Source organism: Halolamina salifodinae, assembly GCF_017874235.1.
Taxonomy (GTDB): domain Archaea; phylum Halobacteriota; class Halobacteria; order Halobacteriales; family Haloferacaceae; genus Halolamina; species Halolamina salifodinae.
Genome location: NZ_JAGGLC010000001.1, coordinates 265,167 through 281,152 on the forward strand (window position 1 = coordinate 265,167; position 15,986 = coordinate 281,152).

Genomic DNA, 15,986 nt, shown 5'->3' on the forward strand with positions numbered 1-15,986 from the left:
TTCGGATCGGCACCGACAAGTAAAAGCTTCATAACGCCCGGTAGCAAAGGGAGAGTCAATGGTACGGACCGAGAAACGCGTCCGCGAACTCGTCTCGGAGGACCCCACCATGCGGGAGGTCGTCGAGACGGTACTCGACCGCGCCGACGACGGCGAGGTCACCTGGGCGGACGTGAAAGGCGAGATCGAGAGCGGCCAGTGGGGCCGCCTGATCGAGAAGGAGGTGCTCGTCGAGGGCGAGGCGGGGTTCCGGATCGAGGACCCGGAAGCCGCCCGTGAGGGACTCAAGGGTGAGGACGGCGACCTCACGAGTTCCTCGGTCGACCTCGACGAGGTCGAGGGGACGACGTGGTCGAAGTGGGACAAGATGGCGGGGGCCGGCACCCTGCTCTTTTTCGTCGGCTACATGTACAACCCCATCCGGAACGCGGTGGGCACGACCATCGACGTCGTGCTCGGGCCGCTGCTCGAAGTGCTGCCGTTCTACGCGGTCGTGCTGCTGCTGGCGATGACGACCGGGCTCTACTCCACCGCGCTGCGTGGCGTCCTGATGGACATGGAGAAGATGAGCATGTATCAGGACCGGATGAAGGACATCCAGGAGCGCCGGAAGGAGGCCAAGGAGCGCGGCGACGACGCCGCGATGCAGGAGATCCAGGAGGAGCAGATGGAGGCCATGGGCGACCAGCTCGGCATGTTCAAAGAGCAGTTCCGCCCGATGGCGTGGATCATGTTCCTCACCATCCCGGCGTTCCTCTGGATGTACTGGGCCATCGGCGCCCGCGGCGCCGAGAGCCACCACGTGCTCGGGGAGGTCGTGTTCCCCATCTGGGGTGCCATGGGGTGGACCGAGCCGATGCTCGGGCCGATCCAGCCGTGGATCTTCTGGTACTTCATCTGCTCGACGGCGTCGATCCAGATCATCCAGAAGGCCCTGGACATCGAGATGTCGCCGAGTTCGTAAGCGCGCTCGCCTTTTCACGGTTTTTCGTCGCGTCGACGTCGATTCGGCGGCCGGCGGCGTGATCGGCCGTCACTTTGGCCCCCTCCACCACCGCCGGGTTTTTCGACACTCCGGCCCATAGCCCGAGTATGGAAACTGTTCGCCAGGCGCTCCGAGAGCTCCCGGACGCCGTGTTTGCCGACGTACTCGAGAGCGAGTCCGCCTATCGGCTCGTGATCGACCTCCCGGGAGCGACCGCCGACACCGTCGACCTCCGGACGGAGGGCGGCGGCCTCCACATCGAGGCCCGCCGGGAGAAGTCCACCCCGAGCGAGTTCGACTACGTCCGCGAGGACCGCCCGCTGTTCCTCGACGCCGAGATCCCGCTACCGTCGGACGCCGGCAGCGACGCCGAGGCGTCGATGAGTCGCGGCGTGCTCACCGTGACGGTCCCGAAGCGCTCGGCCGACCCGGCGGAGTCCATCGAGATCGACGAGGCCTGATGGCCCGCCGAATCGCCGCCGCGACCGTACCGCCGCGACAGGAGGGGTGATCCAGGCTGGCGTCGCTCCGCGCGTACTGGCGCTTCCTCGTCGTCCTCAAAGGGTTCCTCCCGCTGCTGCTGGCGTGGGGCCGGGATCGGAACCGGTTCCTGCTGTTCGGCCGCAGCCGTAGCGTCGGCAGCGAGACACGCGTCCGCCGGGCGGAATCGCTGCTCGAGACGCTGCTCACGCTCGGGCCGACGTTCATCAAACTCGGCCAACTGCTGTCGACCCGGCCCGACGTGGTCCCGCCCGAGTACATCGACGTGCTCGCGAGCCTGCAGGACGAGGTGCCGCCGGCCGACTGGCCCGAGGCAAAGGAGGTGCTCGAGGACGAACTCGGGCCCGTCGAGGAGACGTTCGAGGAGTTCGACACCGACGCCATCAGCGGCGCGAGTCTGGGGCAGGTCTACCGCGCCGTCCACGAGGGCGAGCAGGTGGCCGTGAAGGTGCGCCGACCCGGCATCGTGCCGCTGGTGAACGCCGACCTGCGGGTGATCCGCTGGTCGCTCCCGGTGATCGTCTTCCTCACCGACGAGTCGAGTTCGTTCTCGCTGTCGAACCTCGCCGAGGAGTTCTCGAAGACGATGCGCGAGGAGATGGACTACGGCCGCGAGCGTGCGATGCTCGAGGAGATCGACGAGAACTTCGCGGGTGACGAGGAGATCCGCATCCCCGACACCCACGCCGACGCGTCCGGGGATTCGGTGCTGACAATGGAGTACCTCCCGGGGACGAAGATCAACGACATCGAGGAACTCGACGCCAAGGGGATCGACCGGACCGAACTGGCGACCCGGCTTCAGCGCATCTACCTCCAGATGATCATCGAGGACGGCGTGTTCCACGCCGACCCCCACCCCGGCAACCTCGCCGTCGACGATGAGGGCGCGGTGATCTTCTACGACTTCGGGATGAGCGGCCGCGTCGACCCGTACGTTCAGGAGAAGATCGTCGAGTTCTACGTCGCCATCGCCGAGAAGGACACCGACGCCATCCTCGATGCCCTGGTCGACATGGGCACGCTCTCGCCGGAGGCCGACCGCGAGGTGATGGGCCGGGTGATGGAGTTAGCGATCCAGGACGCCCGGGGCGAGGAGATCGAACAGTACCGCGTCCAGCAGATCATCGAGCAGGTCGAGGGGACCATCTACGAGTTCCCCCTCCGCCTGCCGCGGAACCTCGCGCTCGTGCTCCGGGTCGCGACGGTCGTCGAGGGGGTCTGTGTCACCCTCGACCCCGACTTCGACTTCATCAGCGTCGCGACTGACTACCTCACCGAGCAGGGCTACCGGGAGCAGACCGCCCGGCGCATCGCCAGCGAGGCCGCCGATCAGGCACAGGAGACCGCCGGCGCGCTGGTGTCGGTGCCCCCGAAACTCGACCGGGTCCTCGACGGACTGGAGGACGAGTCGCTCACGGTCAACATCAACGTCGAGGACGACAACGACGTGCTGCGGAACCTCGCGAAGCGGCTGATCCTCGGCATCTTCGTCGCCGCGGGGGTGCTTTCGGCGGCGCTGATCTACGCGTTCGGGCAGGACTGGCGGGTGTCGGCCGGGATCCTCGCGGTCACGGCGCCCATCGTCGTCACGCTCTGGCGCTCGTTCCGGCGCAAGCAGCGGTCGATCCGGGCGACGCCGCAGTTCACGCGCCAGAGCATGCGCGAACGCGAGCAGGACTGACCGGATCGCCGGCATCCAGTGGTTTTTGCGGGAGCCAGCCCCACAGCCCGCATGGACGTATCGCCGTTCGGGCTGGAACGCTGGTTCGCGGAGTACGAACACGAGGCGGACATCATGCTCGCCGAGAGCGGGATCCGGTCGCTGCCCGCCGACCGCTTCGACCTGGACCCGGGAAAACTGGGGTACGTGATCCCGACTAACGGCGACCCGGAATTCCGCGCGGACGTGGGCGCCCGCTACGACCGAAGCGCCGACGAAGTGCTGTTCACGGTCGGCACGCAGGAGGCGAACTTCCTCACCTTCCTCTCGCTGTTGCACTCCGAACACGGCGACCACGCTGTCGTCGTGACGCCGACGTATCAGGCGTTGCACGCCGTGCCGGAGGCGTTCGGCGAGGTGACGCGGGTCCCGCTGAATCGCGGGGACTGGAGCGTCGACGTGGCGGGGGTCCGGAAGGCCATCCGCGACGATACGGCGGTCGTCGTGCTCAACAACCCGAACAACCCCACCGGCGTCTATCACGACGAGGAGACGGTCCAGGAGCTGTACGACCTCGCGGCCGAGAACGACACGTACCTGCTCTGTGACGAGGTGTATCGCCTGCTCGCCGACGAGCCGATCACCCCCGCTGCGGCGCTCGGAGAGTACGGCATCTCGACCACGAGCCTCACGAAGGCCTATGGCCTCGCCGGCCTGCGGTTCGGCTGGGTCGTCGGCGACGAGGACGTGGTCGAGCGGGCGTGGCGCTGGAAGGACTACACCAGCATCTCGCCGAGCCTGTTCGGCCAGCACGTCGCCAAGCAGGCGCTGGGCGAGCAGGAAGACGACATTCTCAGCGAGAACCGGGAACTAGCGCGCGAGCACAAACGGATCGTCGCCGACTGGATCAACGACCACGGGCTGGACTGGGAGGTACCGACCGGCGTCAGCGGGTTCGTGACGGTTCCGGATGGCTTCGAGGACGCCGAGGAGTTCTGCCGCGTCGTCGCCGAGGAGGCGTCGGTGGTGCTGGCGCCGGGCCACCTGTTCGGGCCCTACGAGAACCGCTTCCGGATCGGCTTCGGCCTCAGAAAGGAGGAGCTACGCGACGGACTCCGGCGCGTCGGTGCCGTGATCGAGAACCGTTAATCGTCAGCGCCGTCGGCGTCTTCGGCCCGCGGATCGTCGGCGCCGGACGGCGCCGCCGGCTCGGGGACGACGGTCACGTGGTCGATACCGACGGCGTGGTTCTTCGTGGCCATGTTTCACGGAAGGGCCTCGCCCCTCAAGAGATTACCCATACGCATAACGTATCGCCGGGCGGCGGCTGATACCTGCGGGGTATACCCATGTCTGGTGGGTATCGGCGGTCGGTCACGGGACAACTGGGGCGCATCGGCGGCGACGATGGTGGCGGCTGTGGAGGGGGTAGTGACGCGTGTCGTCGACGGGGTCGCAAACGTTCAGAAACCCGCGACCGGTCACACACGATGACGGCATCGGCTCCGACACCGTGACACGGAGGTCACGGTCGTCGCGTGCCGTCATCGGCGTCGAGCCGTGACGTAGAAGTTCAAACTCACGGCGTAGGTTCCGTAGCTCCGGCACGGAGGCCGGAGCGGGTCACGGGCCGTAAGTTAGAAGTTCTCGTCGTAGAGGTCCTGTGCGTGCTCGATAGCGTCGAGGGCGGCCTGCTTGTCCTCCCACCCGAGCGTGGTGACCTCCTTGCCGGCCTCGAGGTTCTTGTAGGTCTCGAAGAACTCGTCGATCTCGTCGAGGGTCTGCTGGGGGATGTCGTCGAGGTCCTCGATGTGGTCGAAGCGGGGGTCCTCGCTGGGGACGGCGATGACTTTGTCGTCCTGCTCGCCGTCGTCGTCCATCTTCATCAGCGCGACCGGCCGGGCCTCGACGATGCAGCCGGGGAACGTCGCGTCCTCGACCATCACCATCACGTCGAAGGGGTCCTCGTCGTCGTAGTAGGTCTGCGGGATGAACCCGTAGTCGTAGGGGTAGTGGACGTTCGAGTGCAGCACGCGGTCGAGCACGACCCCCGGCACGTCCTTGTCGTACTCGTACTTGTTGCGCTCACCTTTGAGACATTCAACGACAGCGTAGATCTCCTCGGGCGCGTCCGGCCCGGTTTCGAGCTCTTCCCAGAGGTTCGTCATGCCTGGGAACCTTCCGTCAAGTCGGGCAAATGCCTTTCGGGATGTTCCTGTCCGGGCGAAAACGCTTTTACGTTGGGACGAGTACCTTTCGACGCGAGCACTGGACGAACGCCTCGTACCGGTTAGTCGCCGACGGCGCCCCGGGAAGGAGGGCGCAGTCGAACCGCGGGCGGGGGACGGACGGTGCCACGATCCAACAATGTCAGAGGCAGAAGCAGTCAACGACGAAGAGCCAGGTATCGCACGCGACCTCACCGCGTTCCAGCAGAACATCCTGATCATCCTCTCCGAGGAGCCGATGTACGGGCTCGCCATCAAGCGCGAGCTCGAGAGCTACTACGGGGACGAGGTCAACCACGGCCGACTCTACCCCAACCTCGACGATCTGGTCGAACTCGACCTCGTCGAGAAGAGCGAACTGGACAAGCGGACGAACCAGTACGCGCTCACCGAGACCGGCCGCGAAGCCGTGCTCGACGGGATCCAGTGGACGCTCTCCCGGTACGTCACCGACGAGGAGCGCGCCGACGAGGTTCGCGAGATCCTCGACGAGCAGGCCTAAGAGTCGATAACCGCCGGCGGCTCGCTGTCAGCCGCGTCGAACAGTTTTCGCACGGATTCCTCGACCAGCGACGCGTCCGCTTCGTCGGGCCAGACGTTCCGCGGGTAGTACTCCTCGAAGAACTCACGAACCTCCTCGCTAGTCAGGTCCTCGGCGGGCTTTGCGTAGTGGTTGCTCGCAAAGGCCGCGAACGCGCGTGCGTTCTCCTCGTGGGTCGGCGCCGACTCGGCGACGGCGTCGACGAGCGCGTCGTTGTGGTCGGCAACTTCCTGCCACTGCTCGGGGTCGCCCGGACCCGAGAGGCTCACCTCGACGGCGCGCTCGGTCTCCTCGATCCGGTCGAACTGGACGGTTCCGTCCGCCAGCCACTCCTCGGGGTAGAGCACGAGCGTGTCGTCCTCGTCGCGGATGCGGTCCTCGTAGTCGTGTTTGGCCGCGAGATCCGCCCGGCGCTCCCGGTAGAGTTCGGCCTCCGCCTCGGCGTCGTTGTCCTCGTCCGCGCGGCGCTCGGCCGCCCGCGCGAGGCGCGTGAGTCGTTCGGCCTCGTCGACGGCCTCAGCCGGGATGTCCGGGACGCGCTCCTCCTCGTCAGTGGGTGCAGTGTCACTATCGGGCGTCATCAAGTGCCTCGTTCGCCAGATCGTCGGCGCGGTCGTTTATCTCCCGCGGAACGTGCTCGATGTCCCAGCGCTCGAACGCCCGCAGTAGCTCTCGGGCGGTCACGCGTTTCTCCTTGAGTTCGGGGTCGTTGGTGTTCCACTCGCCCCGGAGCTGTTTGACCACCAACTGCGAGTCGCCCCGGATGTCGAGTTCGTCGAGGCCGAAGTCCCGCGCCGCCCGGAGCGCCCGCAGCAGCGCCTCGTACTCGGCCTGGTTGTTCGTGAGGCGGCCGAGGCGTTCCCCGCCCTCGGCGACGACGCCGTCGCTGGAGACGATAGCCCAGCCAGCGGCCGCCGGGCCGGGGTTGCCGCGACTGGCGCCGTCGAAGTAGACGTGGGCGCGCCCGCCGCCCTCCTCCAGCAGAAGCGTGAGGTCGGTGGGGCTGGCGCCCTGTACCACGATCTTGTCGTCGTAAGCGACGGCGACGGCGTCGCCGTGTTCGGCCCGCCAGCGTTCGTGGTCGGTGTTGCCGTCCCGGATCTCGACGCCGGCCTCGCGCAGGCGCCGGCGTGCGGTCTCGGGATCGACGGAGACGGTGGGCATGGGCCCGCTACCCGCCGGGCGAGTAAAGGCGGTTCGCTCGACGCCGCCGACCGCCGGCTAGCGCTTGTACAACTGGGTTGTGGCCAACTTTTACCCGAGTTGCTTTCGACACTAACTACCACGATGACGCGGCCAACTCGACGGCGGGAGTCCGAGCGGGGACGGGGGAACGCCGAGACGGTGGGAGACGAGGATGTCGACGCCGACGAGGTTGACCCGGGGAAAACCGACCCCGAAGAGATCGACCCGGAGGAGGTCGACTCGGCGGATCTGCGTCGTACATCCGACGGTGAACTGATCCACGAGCCCACAGGGCTGATCCTCGAGGAGGACAACGTCGATCCCGGTCCGGAGTGGCGCGCGTTCAACCACAACGAGCGCCAGAGCAAGTCCCGGGTGGGTGCGCCGATCACGGAGACGATGCACGACAAGGGGCTCACCACGACCATCGACTGGAAGGATCAGGACGCCTACGGCCGCTCGCTCTCCTCGAAAAAGCGCAGCCAGATGCATCGCCTGCGCAAGTGGCAGGAGCGCATCCGGACGAAAGACGCCGGCGAGCGAAACCTCCAGTTCGCGCTCTCGGAAGTCGACCGCATGGCCTCGGCGCTCGGCGTCCCCCGATCCGTTCGAGAGGTCGCGTCGGTGATCTACCGCCGTGCGCTCGACGACGACCTGATCCGCGGGCGCTCCATCGAGGGCGTCGCCACGTCGGCGCTGTACGCCGCCTGTCGGAAAGAGGGTATCCCCCGCAGCCTCGAGGAGATCACCGAGGTCTCCCGCATCGAGCGAAAGGAGATCGGCCGCACGTACCGCTACATCTCCCAGGAACTCGGACTGGAGATGCGCCCCGTCGACCCGAAGAAGTACGTCCCGCGGTTCTGCTCGGAACTGGAACTCAGCGAGGAGGTGCAGGCGAAAGCCGTCGAGATCATCGAGTCCACTGCCGAACAGGGGTTGCTCTCCGGGAAGTCGCCGACGGGCTACGCCGCCGCCGCCATCTACGCCTCGTCGCTGCTCTGCAACGAGAAGAAGACCCAGCGCGAAGTCGCCGACGTGGCCCAGGTCACGGAGGTGACCATCCGCAATCGGTATCAAGAGCAGATCGAGGCGATGGGGATTCACGGGTAGCGAGCCCTGGGGACTGCCGGGCACAGAACTTTCAAGCCGGTGTAGCGCCGATTCGGTACTGATGCGACTCGACGAGTATCTCGAGTACGAGGCGGACGAGGCCGCCCAGCGGCGGCGCCTCGCCGAGGAGAAGAACTACGAGATACTCGACCATCTGGAGGAGTTCGAGAGCCGGTTCGACGAACACGTCAGCGGCGACTCGCTGGTCGGCAGCGTCTCGCCTTCCATCTTCGTCGGCCGGACCGACTACCCGAAAGTGTCGACGGGCATCCTCTCACCAGTGGGGCACGAGGACGACGCCGGGCGCTTCGAGACCAGCGGCGAGTGGTACGACGAAGGCGTCGGCATCGCCGACGTGTTCGAGCGCCGGACCAGCCTGCTGAACTCCAACCGCACGGGCGTGGGCGTCGACGTGCACGACGCGTGGGACGGGTTCACCGGCGTCCAGCGCGAAATCGCCATCGCCGACCGCCCCGTCGGCGTCGAAGTCGGCCTCGACGGCCGGCCGGATGTGGATTATGACGTCTCCCGCGACGACGTGGCGACGCCCGTAGGGCCGCGCGCGACCGCCCAGTCAGCCGACCTCACCGAGAACCCGTACGTCCCGCGGCCTGTTGAGAAGACCCTTGAGGACGACGATTGGCAGGCCCAGGGCGCGATCAACTACCTCTACCGCCGGGGGTTCGACGTGTACGAGATCAACACGATCCTCTCGGCGGGCGCGCTGGGGCAGGCCGAGAACCGAAAGCTGGTCCCCACGCGCTGGTCGATCACGGCCGTCGACGACACGGTCGGCCAGTACCTCCGCGGGACGCTCCGCGGATCTCAGAGCGTCGACACGGTGCAGGTCCACCACAACGAGTATCTGGGCAACAGCTTCTGGGTCATCCTCGCGCCCGGGAAGTGGGAGTACGAACTGGTCGAGATGAAGGCCCCCGGGAGCATCTGGAACCCCGACCCCCAGGCGGGCACGTATCTCGCCAGCGCCCACGAAGGGTTCGAAGGCCGGACCGGCTACGTCGACGAGACCGCCGGCGCGTACTACGCCGCCCGCCTCGGCGTGCTGGAACACCTCTCGGACATCGGCCGGCAGGCGAAGGCACTGGTCCTGCGGCACGTCTCGGACGACTACTGGGGCCCGGTTGGTGTCTGGCAGGTCCGCGAAGCGATCCGCCACGCGTTCGAGGGCGAACACGGCACCGCCGAGAACCTCTCGGCCGCAGTCGGCGAGATCGGCTGTCACCTGCCGGTCGGGCAGGGACGGCTCCGGAGAAAGTCGACGATGGCGGCGGGGATCCAGTCCAGCCTGCTGGAGTTCTAGCTACTCGGTCTGGACCGGGCCGCGGCCGACGACGCCCTCGACGGCGTCGACGAACGTCTGTCGGGAGTCGAAGTACGTCGTGTCGGTCTGTTCCAGCACGTCGCTGAGGGTTTTCGGCCCCCCGGGCGTGCGGATGGTGGCGTCGCCCTCCTTCTCGACGATGCGGCTCCGCTCCTGGGGCCAGGTGAGGCGCGCGGCGACGCGGGCCAGCGGCGCCCCCTCGACGGCGGTTGCCTCGCCGAGTTCGACGGACGGCTCCTCGTCTTCGGTCTCCTCTTCGCTCATAGCGGGCGTATCGCCCGTCCGAACGGTAACGCTTTCGATGCAACCCACTGCGAGACAAGACATAACTCCTACATATGTCTGACGTACGGTTTTGTCCGTGGAGCCAGTTGCACACGATATGACCAGTCTCTCGGAGGTGTACAAGCCCGACGCGGAGTTCCAGACCAGCCTCCGGCGACTGTACGCGGGGCTGGGCCTGTTCGCGCTGGGGGGGCTCCTCGTCATCGTCGCGATCTTCGTCGCCGCGACCGGCGTCGTGGGGCCACAGAGCGTCGCTCGCGAGTGGGCCGGCATCCTCGGCGGCCTCGGTGTTCCGGCCGCCGTGCTCGGCGTCTTCGCCGTCCTGCCCTCCGGAAAACGAACCCGTGTCGCGGCAGTCATCGGCGCCGCGCTCTCACTGCTCGGGGTCGCGCTGTTCGTCCACGCCTACCCCTGCCAGTGGGTCGGATCGAACTGCCTCGGCGACAAGACGCTGCTGACCCTCCCCGTCGCGCTGCTCTACTCGGCGGGCGTGATCACGACGCTCTGGTGTCTGTTCACCGGGATCGTCAACTTCGAGTCCCGGAACAACCCCGGCGGCACCGCCCGCGTCGAGGTGACCACGCAGGGCGAAACGAAGGTGATCGAGGTGCCCACCTCCGAGCTCTCGAAGTTCTCGGGCAGCATGGGCGTGCTCGGCGGCACCCCCGAGGTCGAGGCGCCGGACCGACCGGGTGCTGGCGGCGGCAGTGACGCTGGCGTCGCCAGCGACGGCGGCGCGTCGGCGAGCTCCATCACCGACGTGAACACGGGCGGCGCGTTCGTCGACGAGGACGACATCGCCGACGCCGGCCCGGGTCCGGCCGGCCCCGCCGGTCCGAGTACTGGAAGCGCCACGACCAGTCAGTCGTCAGGCTCCGAGACCACGAGCGACCTCGACTCGGCCGGCTCCAAGCCGCCGCGCCGCGAGAACCGCGACTCGGCGGCCGGCCAGTCCGGAAGCAGCGTCAGTGATCCGGGCACCACCGGCCACGCCGCGGGCGACACCCAGACCGGATCCTCCGGCGAGGTGAAGGGCCTCCGCTCGGGAGGTAACTCCGCCCGCCGCGACGACGACTGGGAGCCGACCGGATCGACCCCGGAGACGGCCGCAAGCGGCCCGGACCGGGATAGCTACTGTGGCTCCTGTACGCATTTCGAGTACGTCCAGACCGAACACGGGATGCAGCCCTACTGTGGCGCCCACGAGGAGCTGATGGACGACATGGACGCCTGCGACGACTACACGCCGCGGAACGAGTAGTCAGAGCGCCGCGAGCGTCTCCCGCACGTCGTCCCAGTGTGACCCTTTCCAGAACCACTGTCCACAGTCCCGACAGCGGTAGGGCTCCGCGTCGTCGGGGACGTGTTCGGGCACGTCGGCGTCGATATCGCCGTCGATGTCGACTTCGGCGCCGTCGCTCAGTTCGCCCAGTTCGACCTCGCCGGCCGAGACAACTTCGCCGTTACAGGCGCTACAGCGCTGGGGCTTGTCGGGTAAGGAGAGGTCGACGCCTGCGGCTCGGAGTTCCCGTAGCTGATCCTCGATATCCCGTTCCGTGAGCAGCAGCGAGTCGTCGGCCTGCTCGGCCAACTGCGCGTCCCGGGTGAGCAGCGTGCGGTCCTCGTTCTCGGTGAGCGCGCGGATGGCGTCGTCGTCCTCGATCCCGCGGTCCAGCGCGTAGGCGGCGTCGTAGCCACACATCCGGAGATACGTCGCCAGCTTTCCGAGCATCACGTCCAGCAGAAAGCGGCGGTCGTCCCTCGCCACTCTCAGTCCTCCAGAAATGCCCGCACACCGTCGAGGTCCCGGGCTGTGAGCACGTCCTCGGTCTCTGCCCAGCCGCGGCGGGCGGTGTGGACGCCGAACCGCATCTCGTCAAGCGCACCGGGTCGATGGGCGTCGGTGCCGATAGCGATGGTGGCGTCGGCCTCGACGGCGACCCGGACCGCCTCAGCGGGCAGGTCGAGTCGGTTCGGGTTCGCGTTGAGTTCGAGCGCAGTGCCGGCGTCGGCGGCGGCCGCGGCGAGTCGCTCGAAGTCCGGCGAGAGCCCCGGCCGCTGATTGATCAGGCGACCAGTCGGGTGGCCGAGGATGTCGGTCTCGGGGTGCTCGATGGCGTCGACTAGCCGTTCGGTGGCTTCCTCGCGGTCCTGTCCCAGCGCGGCGTGGGGGGAGGCGATAACGATATCGAGATCGGCGAGCAGATCGTCGGGCGTCGAGAGCCCGCCGTCGGTCGTGATGTTCGTCTCCACGCCGTGGAGCAGTTCGAGGTCGTGGCCCGCCTCCTCGAGTGTCTCGCGGACCGCCTCGACGGTCTCCATCTGCTCGCGGAGTTCCTCGTTCGAGAGTCCGGTGTTGCCGAACACGCCCGGGCCCTCGCCGTGATCGGTGAGCGCGAGGTAGTCGTAATCGCGCTCGGCGGCGCCCAGCGCCATCTCCTCGATGGTGGTGTCGCCGTCGGACCACTCCGAGTGGGCGTGGAGGTCGCCGCGGATCTCCTCCTCCTCGACCAGGTCCGGGAGGTTCCCCGCCGCCGCGGCCTCGACCTCGCCGTTGTTCTCGCGGAGTTCCGGGGGGATCAGCGGGAGGTCCAGTGCGGCGTACATCCCCTCCTCTGTCTCGCCGGCGATGCGCTCGCCGACTCGTTGGCTTCCGTCGGTCGAATCCGACGACGTTCGGGACCCGTCGGGTCCCTCACCGGGGTCGTCGACGTCCGAGACGTCGAAGCAGCCGTACTCGTTGAGTTTGAGGTCGCGGTCGATAGCGAGGTTGCGCAGGCGGATGTTGTGGTCGGCGCTGCCGGTGAAATACTGGAGCGCCGCGCCGAACTCGTGGGGGTCGACGACCCGGAGGTCGACGCGGACGCCGTCGCCGGTTCGGAGGCTCGCTTTCGTCGGCCCGGCCTCGATGGTGTCCGTGGAGTTCTCCCACTCGAGGAAGGCGTCGACGACGGCCTCGCCGTCGTCGCTGGCTGCGAGCACGTCCACGTCGCCGATGGTCTCCTTCCACCGGCGGTTCGAGCCCGCGAGCGCGGCCTCCTCGACGGCGTCGATGCTCGCGAGGAACGCCTCCGCGGACTCGCCCAGCGGACGGCCCTTCCCGAGCAGGGTGCGCTCGTGGGCCTGCTTGGCGAAGTCGATCCCGTCGAGGATGTTCTGCTCGGTCTTCGCGCCGAACCCCGAGACTTCGCGGATCTCCTCGTTCCGCGCGGCCTCCGCGAGGTCGTCGAGGTCGGTGATACCGAGTTCTTCGTAGAGCGTGCCGACGGTTTTGGGGCCGACGCCCTCGACGCTCGTGAGCGCCGCCATGTCGACGGGGAGCTCCTCGCGGAGCTGTTCAAGCTCCTCGATTTCGCCGGTCTCGACGTACTCGACCAGTTTGGCGGCGATAGCGTCGCCGACGCGGTTGATCTCCGCGACGGCGTCCTCCGGGTCGTCGGGCTTCGTGGCCAACTCCTCGACCGGTTCGGGGTACTCCCGGACGTTCTCGGCGGCGCGACGGTAGGCGCTCGGTTTGTACTCAACGTCCGTGGCCTCCAGTAGGTCGGCCATCTCTTCGAGTAGCGTCGCGAGTTCGTCGTTCGTGGGCATGGGTTGGAAAGTGGTGTCCGGGAGCCGCAGTTAGAGCGAGCCGCGTCGCGCACCGCCCTCGTCCTTGCCGAGTGCCTGTTTGAGGAAGTTCATCCAGCGCTTCTGGTCGACTGCTTCCTTGCGGGCGGCTTCCTGTTCGATGTCGGCGGGTCCGAGCTGTTCCAGCGCGTCGAGCGCGCGGTCGATGCCGATGATGCTGTTGGCGAGTGCGTCGCCCTCCTCGTAGCTGATCTCGCCGTCCTCGATGCGTTCGAGGCGGTCGTTGCGCTCCCGCCGGAGATTCTTCTTGGCCTCGTCGACGCGTTCGCGCTCGCCTGCGGGGACCGTGTCGCGGCGCTTGATCTCGAAGACGAACTGCTGGAGTTCGAGGGTCTCGCCCTGCACCTCGATCTGCTCGGGGATGGTGGCGCCGATGGTGGCGGCCTCGCGACCGACCCGTTCGAGTAGCTGCTTGCGCTCGTACTCCTTCACACAGGGGGTTGGGCGGGGCGACTCTTTGCTTCTTCGCCCATTAGTGGGCTACCGGGTTATTGATGGTCGCGTCGTCAACGACAGCAACCGCAACAGCATCTCGTTCGTTGGCAAATTGTGACCGCCGGGTACCGGGCACAAGGCCCGGCACAGCGCCGATTCCCCACCCCTCCCCCCGCGGGCGCCGACCATGGGCGCCCGCGAGGCGTCCACCGCTCAGCTGCCGGTGGTGGCGCGAAGCGGGCGCGACCTCGTGTCGCGCCTGAGCGCGAGGGGTGAGCGAGGGTTAATCCCGAGCGAACCGGCTGGGGAGGCGTGAGGCCGCGGGGTGGTCAGCGGTGCGGTCGCAAGTAGTCAAGCATCGAGATGCTGTTGCTGTCGCCGTTGGAGCAACCACTCTCAAAGCCACAACACACAACCGAAGCACACCAAAAGAAAACGTTGTAAACTCGAAATCGACCGACTTACAGCCCGTACAGATCCGTGAACTTCTCCTCCACGTAGTCGAGGAAGTAGTCCGCCGTCAGCGGCTCACCCGTCGCCTCCTCGATCAGGTCCTCGGACTTGTACGCCCGCCCGTGGCTGTGGACGTTCTCGTTCATCCACTCGCGCATCGGGTCGAAGTTCCCGTTCCGAATCTTCCCGTCGACGTCCGAGATGTCGTCGCGCATCGCCGCGTCCAGCTGAGCCGCGAGCACGCTCCCGATGGTGTAGCCCTGGAACCCCGCGAAGCGGGAGGACCAGTGGATGTCCTGCAGGCAGCCCTCACCCACGCCGTCGGGCGTGACGCCGAGGTACTCCTCCATCTTCTCGTTCCAGAGTTCCGGGATCTCGTCGACCTCGATCTCGCCGGCGACGAACGCGCTGTCGATCTCACACCGGAGGATGATGTGCAGGTGGTAGGTGAGTTCGTCCGCCTCCACCCGGATGCGGTTGTTGGGGTAGATGCGGTTGACCGCCTCGTAGGCCTCCTGCACCGTCAGGTCGTCGACGTCGCCAGAAGTCTTCGACTTCTGGCTGGCTAACGAATCGCTCCGCGATTCGTGATCCTCGTCGAGGTGCTCCTTGACCTCGGAGAGGAAAAAGTCCCAGAACGGCTTCGTGCGGCCGACGTGGTTCTCCCAGAAGCGGCTCTGGGACTCGTGGACGCCCGAGGAGAGCGATTCGCCCAGCGGCGTGCCGTAGTGTTCCTGGGGCAGGCCGAGCATGTAGCTCGCGTGCCCGTACTCGTGGATCGTCGCCGTCAGCGCGTCCATCGGGTTCTCGGGCTTGTACCGCGTCGTCACGCGGGCGTCGAACTGATTGCCCGAGGTGAAGGGGTGTGCCGAGATGTCGAGTCGGCCGTGGTCGCGGTCGTAGCCGATAGCGTCCAGTGCAGCCTCAGAAAGCGCGCGCTGGTCCTCCTCGGGGTACTCCTGCCCTTCGTAGGGCGAGGCGAGGTCGTCGCCGTGCTCCTTGATTTCCTCGATCAGCGGGACCAGTTCCTCCTTCAGGCGGTCGAAAATCTCCTGCGTGCGCTCCCGGGAGATGTACGGCAGGCCGTCCTCGTACAGCACGTCGTAGGGCGACTGGTCCGGGCTGATGTGGTTCGCGCGCTCGATGGAGAGGTCACGGAGCTTCTCCAGTCGGGGGGCGAACAGTTCGAAGTCGTCCTCGGCTTTGGCCTGCTGCCAGATCTCCTGGTTCTCCGTGGTGGTCTCGGAGAGTTCCTGCACCAGATCGCCGGGCACGTCGGCGGTCCGGTCGTAGTTGCGCCGGATCTCGCGGACGTTGGCCTGCTGGCGCCAGTCGAGGTCGTCGACGACGTCCTCGGTTGCGGTGAGTGCTGCCTCGTACTCGTCGTCGGTCAGCAGGTCGTGGCTGACCGCCGAGAGCGCCGAGAGCTGTTTGGCGCGGGCCGGCGTGGCGCCCTCGGGCATGGTCACCTGCTGGTCCCAGCCGAGCACGCCGCTGGCGTCACCGATGTAGGAGATGCGTCGCGTCTGTTCGATGAGGTCCCGGTACGGCTCCGGGGCGTCCTCTGGAGGTTCTTCGATAGACACACACGGGCATGGCCCGGCGAGCCTATCAATCCCTTGGACCCG

Annotated in this window: 16 protein-coding genes; 8 read left to right on the forward strand and 8 right to left on the reverse strand. The window is 67.2% G+C overall.

Annotation, left to right across the window (positions count from 1 at the left end; genetic code table 11):
- Positions 1 to 58: 58 nt before the first annotated feature.
- From J2753_RS01370 to J2753_RS01385, 4 genes are all read left to right on the forward strand, one after another.
- Complete coding sequence (locus tag J2753_RS01370; RefSeq protein ID WP_209489714.1) at positions 59 to 964, forward strand: DUF106 domain-containing protein; 906 nt, start codon at positions 59 to 61, stop codon at positions 962 to 964.
- 128 nt (positions 965 to 1,092) lie between these two features.
- Positions 1,093 to 1,446 carry an Hsp20/alpha crystallin family protein gene (locus tag J2753_RS01375; protein ID WP_209489716.1) on the forward strand — a complete coding sequence of 118 codons (354 nt, stop codon included), beginning with the start codon at positions 1,093 to 1,095 and terminating at the stop codon, positions 1,444 to 1,446.
- Between the two features lie 56 nt (positions 1,447 to 1,502).
- Positions 1,503 to 3,170, forward strand: coding sequence for an ABC1 kinase family protein (locus J2753_RS01380; protein WP_209490750.1), 1,668 nt, complete (start codon positions 1,503 to 1,505; stop codon positions 3,168 to 3,170).
- A gap of 51 nt (positions 3,171 to 3,221) precedes the next feature.
- Positions 3,222 to 4,298: an aminotransferase class I/II-fold pyridoxal phosphate-dependent enzyme gene (locus tag J2753_RS01385; protein WP_209489718.1), complete on the forward strand. Its 1,077-nt coding sequence runs from the start codon at positions 3,222 to 3,224 to the stop codon at positions 4,296 to 4,298.
- A 488-nt stretch (positions 4,299 to 4,786) separates the two neighbouring features.
- Here J2753_RS01385 and J2753_RS01390 read toward each other — a convergent pair whose 3' ends face one another.
- On the reverse strand, positions 4,787 to 5,317 hold the full coding sequence (locus tag J2753_RS01390; protein ID WP_209489720.1) for an inorganic diphosphatase: 531 nt from the start codon (positions 5,315 to 5,317) through the stop codon (positions 4,787 to 4,789).
- A 199-nt stretch (positions 5,318 to 5,516) separates the two neighbouring features.
- On the opposite strand from J2753_RS01390, the gene J2753_RS01395 reads away from it, so the two are divergent.
- Entirely contained in the window at positions 5,517 to 5,879 is a 363-nt protein-coding gene (locus J2753_RS01395) for a PadR family transcriptional regulator (protein WP_209489722.1), read from the forward strand.
- Here J2753_RS01395 and J2753_RS01400 read toward each other — a convergent pair.
- Positions 5,876 to 6,499 carry a DUF7108 family protein gene (locus J2753_RS01400; RefSeq protein ID WP_209489724.1) on the reverse strand — a complete coding sequence of 208 codons (624 nt, stop codon included), beginning with the start codon at positions 6,497 to 6,499 and terminating at the stop codon, positions 5,876 to 5,878. The two genes, J2753_RS01395 and J2753_RS01400, sit on opposite strands and share 4 nt — an antisense overlap.
- The gene (gene rnhA / locus J2753_RS01405; RefSeq protein ID WP_209489726.1) at positions 6,486 to 7,082 is read right to left on the reverse strand and encodes a ribonuclease HI; all 597 of its coding nucleotides are present in this window, start codon (positions 7,080 to 7,082) and stop codon (positions 6,486 to 6,488) included. The genes J2753_RS01400 and rnhA overlap by 14 nt, the downstream gene beginning before the upstream one ends.
- A gap of 123 nt (positions 7,083 to 7,205) precedes the next feature.
- Between rnhA and J2753_RS01410 the strand changes: the two genes are divergently transcribed.
- Positions 7,206 to 8,213, forward strand: coding sequence for a transcription initiation factor IIB (locus tag J2753_RS01410; protein WP_209489728.1), 1,008 nt, complete (start codon positions 7,206 to 7,208; stop codon positions 8,211 to 8,213).
- A 61-nt stretch (positions 8,214 to 8,274) separates the two neighbouring features.
- Positions 8,275 to 9,534, forward strand: coding sequence for a DNA repair protein NreA (gene nreA / locus J2753_RS01415; RefSeq protein WP_209489730.1), 1,260 nt, complete (start codon positions 8,275 to 8,277; stop codon positions 9,532 to 9,534).
- Here the strand turns inward: nreA and J2753_RS01420 are convergent, their stop codons facing one another.
- Positions 9,535 to 9,819: a DUF5789 family protein gene (locus J2753_RS01420; RefSeq protein WP_209489732.1), complete on the reverse strand. Its 285-nt coding sequence runs from the start codon at positions 9,817 to 9,819 to the stop codon at positions 9,535 to 9,537. It abuts the gene before it with no gap.
- A gap of 118 nt (positions 9,820 to 9,937) precedes the next feature.
- On the opposite strand from J2753_RS01420, the gene J2753_RS01425 reads away from it, so the two are divergent.
- Positions 9,938 to 11,101 (forward strand): DUF7139 domain-containing protein, encoded by a 1,164-nt coding sequence (locus J2753_RS01425; protein WP_209489734.1) that lies wholly within the window; start codon positions 9,938 to 9,940, stop codon positions 11,099 to 11,101.
- On the opposite strand, the gene J2753_RS01430 is transcribed toward J2753_RS01425, so the two are convergent.
- From J2753_RS01430 to J2753_RS01445, 4 genes are all read right to left on the reverse strand, one after another.
- A complete protein-coding gene (locus tag J2753_RS01430; protein WP_209490751.1) occupies positions 11,102 to 11,572 on the reverse strand; it encodes a Mut7-C RNAse domain-containing protein in 471 nt (156 codons plus the stop codon).
- Between the two features lie 38 nt (positions 11,573 to 11,610).
- The gene (locus tag J2753_RS01435) at positions 11,611 to 13,431 is read right to left on the reverse strand and encodes a helix-hairpin-helix domain-containing protein (protein WP_209489736.1); all 1,821 of its coding nucleotides are present in this window, start codon (positions 13,429 to 13,431) and stop codon (positions 11,611 to 11,613) included.
- Positions 13,432 to 13,461: 30 nt separating this feature from the next.
- Positions 13,462 to 13,902, reverse strand: a complete 441-nt coding sequence (locus tag J2753_RS01440) for a DUF5788 family protein (protein ID WP_209489738.1) — start codon at positions 13,900 to 13,902, stop codon at positions 13,462 to 13,464.
- A 464-nt stretch (positions 13,903 to 14,366) separates the two neighbouring features.
- Positions 14,367 to 15,944, reverse strand: coding sequence for a carboxypeptidase M32 (locus J2753_RS01445; protein WP_209489740.1), 1,578 nt, complete (start codon positions 15,942 to 15,944; stop codon positions 14,367 to 14,369).
- Positions 15,945 to 15,986 lie beyond the last annotated feature (42 nt).

Excerpts from the sequence above, each read along its gene's own strand:
- J2753_RS01410 (WP_209489728.1), top strand. The coding sequence starts at position 7,206 with ATGACGCGGCCAACTCGACGGCGGGAGTCCGAGCGGGGACGGGGGAAC.
- J2753_RS01420 (WP_209489732.1), bottom strand. The coding sequence starts at position 9,819 with ATGAGCGAAGAGGAGACCGAAGACGAGGAGCCGTCCGTCGAACTCGGC.
- J2753_RS01375 (WP_209489716.1), top strand. The coding sequence starts at position 1,093 with ATGGAAACTGTTCGCCAGGCGCTCCGAGAGCTCCCGGACGCCGTGTTT.
- nreA (WP_209489730.1), top strand. The coding sequence starts at position 8,275 with ATGCGACTCGACGAGTATCTCGAGTACGAGGCGGACGAGGCCGCCCAG.
- J2753_RS01390 (WP_209489720.1), bottom strand. The coding sequence starts at position 5,317 with ATGACGAACCTCTGGGAAGAGCTCGAAACCGGGCCGGACGCGCCCGAG.
- J2753_RS01435 (WP_209489736.1), bottom strand. The coding sequence starts at position 13,431 with ATGCCCACGAACGACGAACTCGCGACGCTACTCGAAGAGATGGCCGAC.
- J2753_RS01395 (WP_209489722.1), top strand. The coding sequence starts at position 5,517 with ATGTCAGAGGCAGAAGCAGTCAACGACGAAGAGCCAGGTATCGCACGC.
- J2753_RS01385 (WP_209489718.1), top strand. The coding sequence starts at position 3,222 with ATGGACGTATCGCCGTTCGGGCTGGAACGCTGGTTCGCGGAGTACGAA.
- J2753_RS01400 (WP_209489724.1), bottom strand. The coding sequence starts at position 6,499 with ATGACGCCCGATAGTGACACTGCACCCACTGACGAGGAGGAGCGCGTC.
- rnhA (WP_209489726.1), bottom strand. The coding sequence starts at position 7,082 with ATGCCCACCGTCTCCGTCGATCCCGAGACCGCACGCCGGCGCCTGCGC.
- J2753_RS01425 (WP_209489734.1), top strand. The coding sequence starts at position 9,938 with ATGACCAGTCTCTCGGAGGTGTACAAGCCCGACGCGGAGTTCCAGACC.
- J2753_RS01430 (WP_209490751.1), bottom strand. The coding sequence starts at position 11,572 with ATGCTCGGAAAGCTGGCGACGTATCTCCGGATGTGTGGCTACGACGCC.
- J2753_RS01370 (WP_209489714.1), top strand. The coding sequence starts at position 59 with ATGGTACGGACCGAGAAACGCGTCCGCGAACTCGTCTCGGAGGACCCC.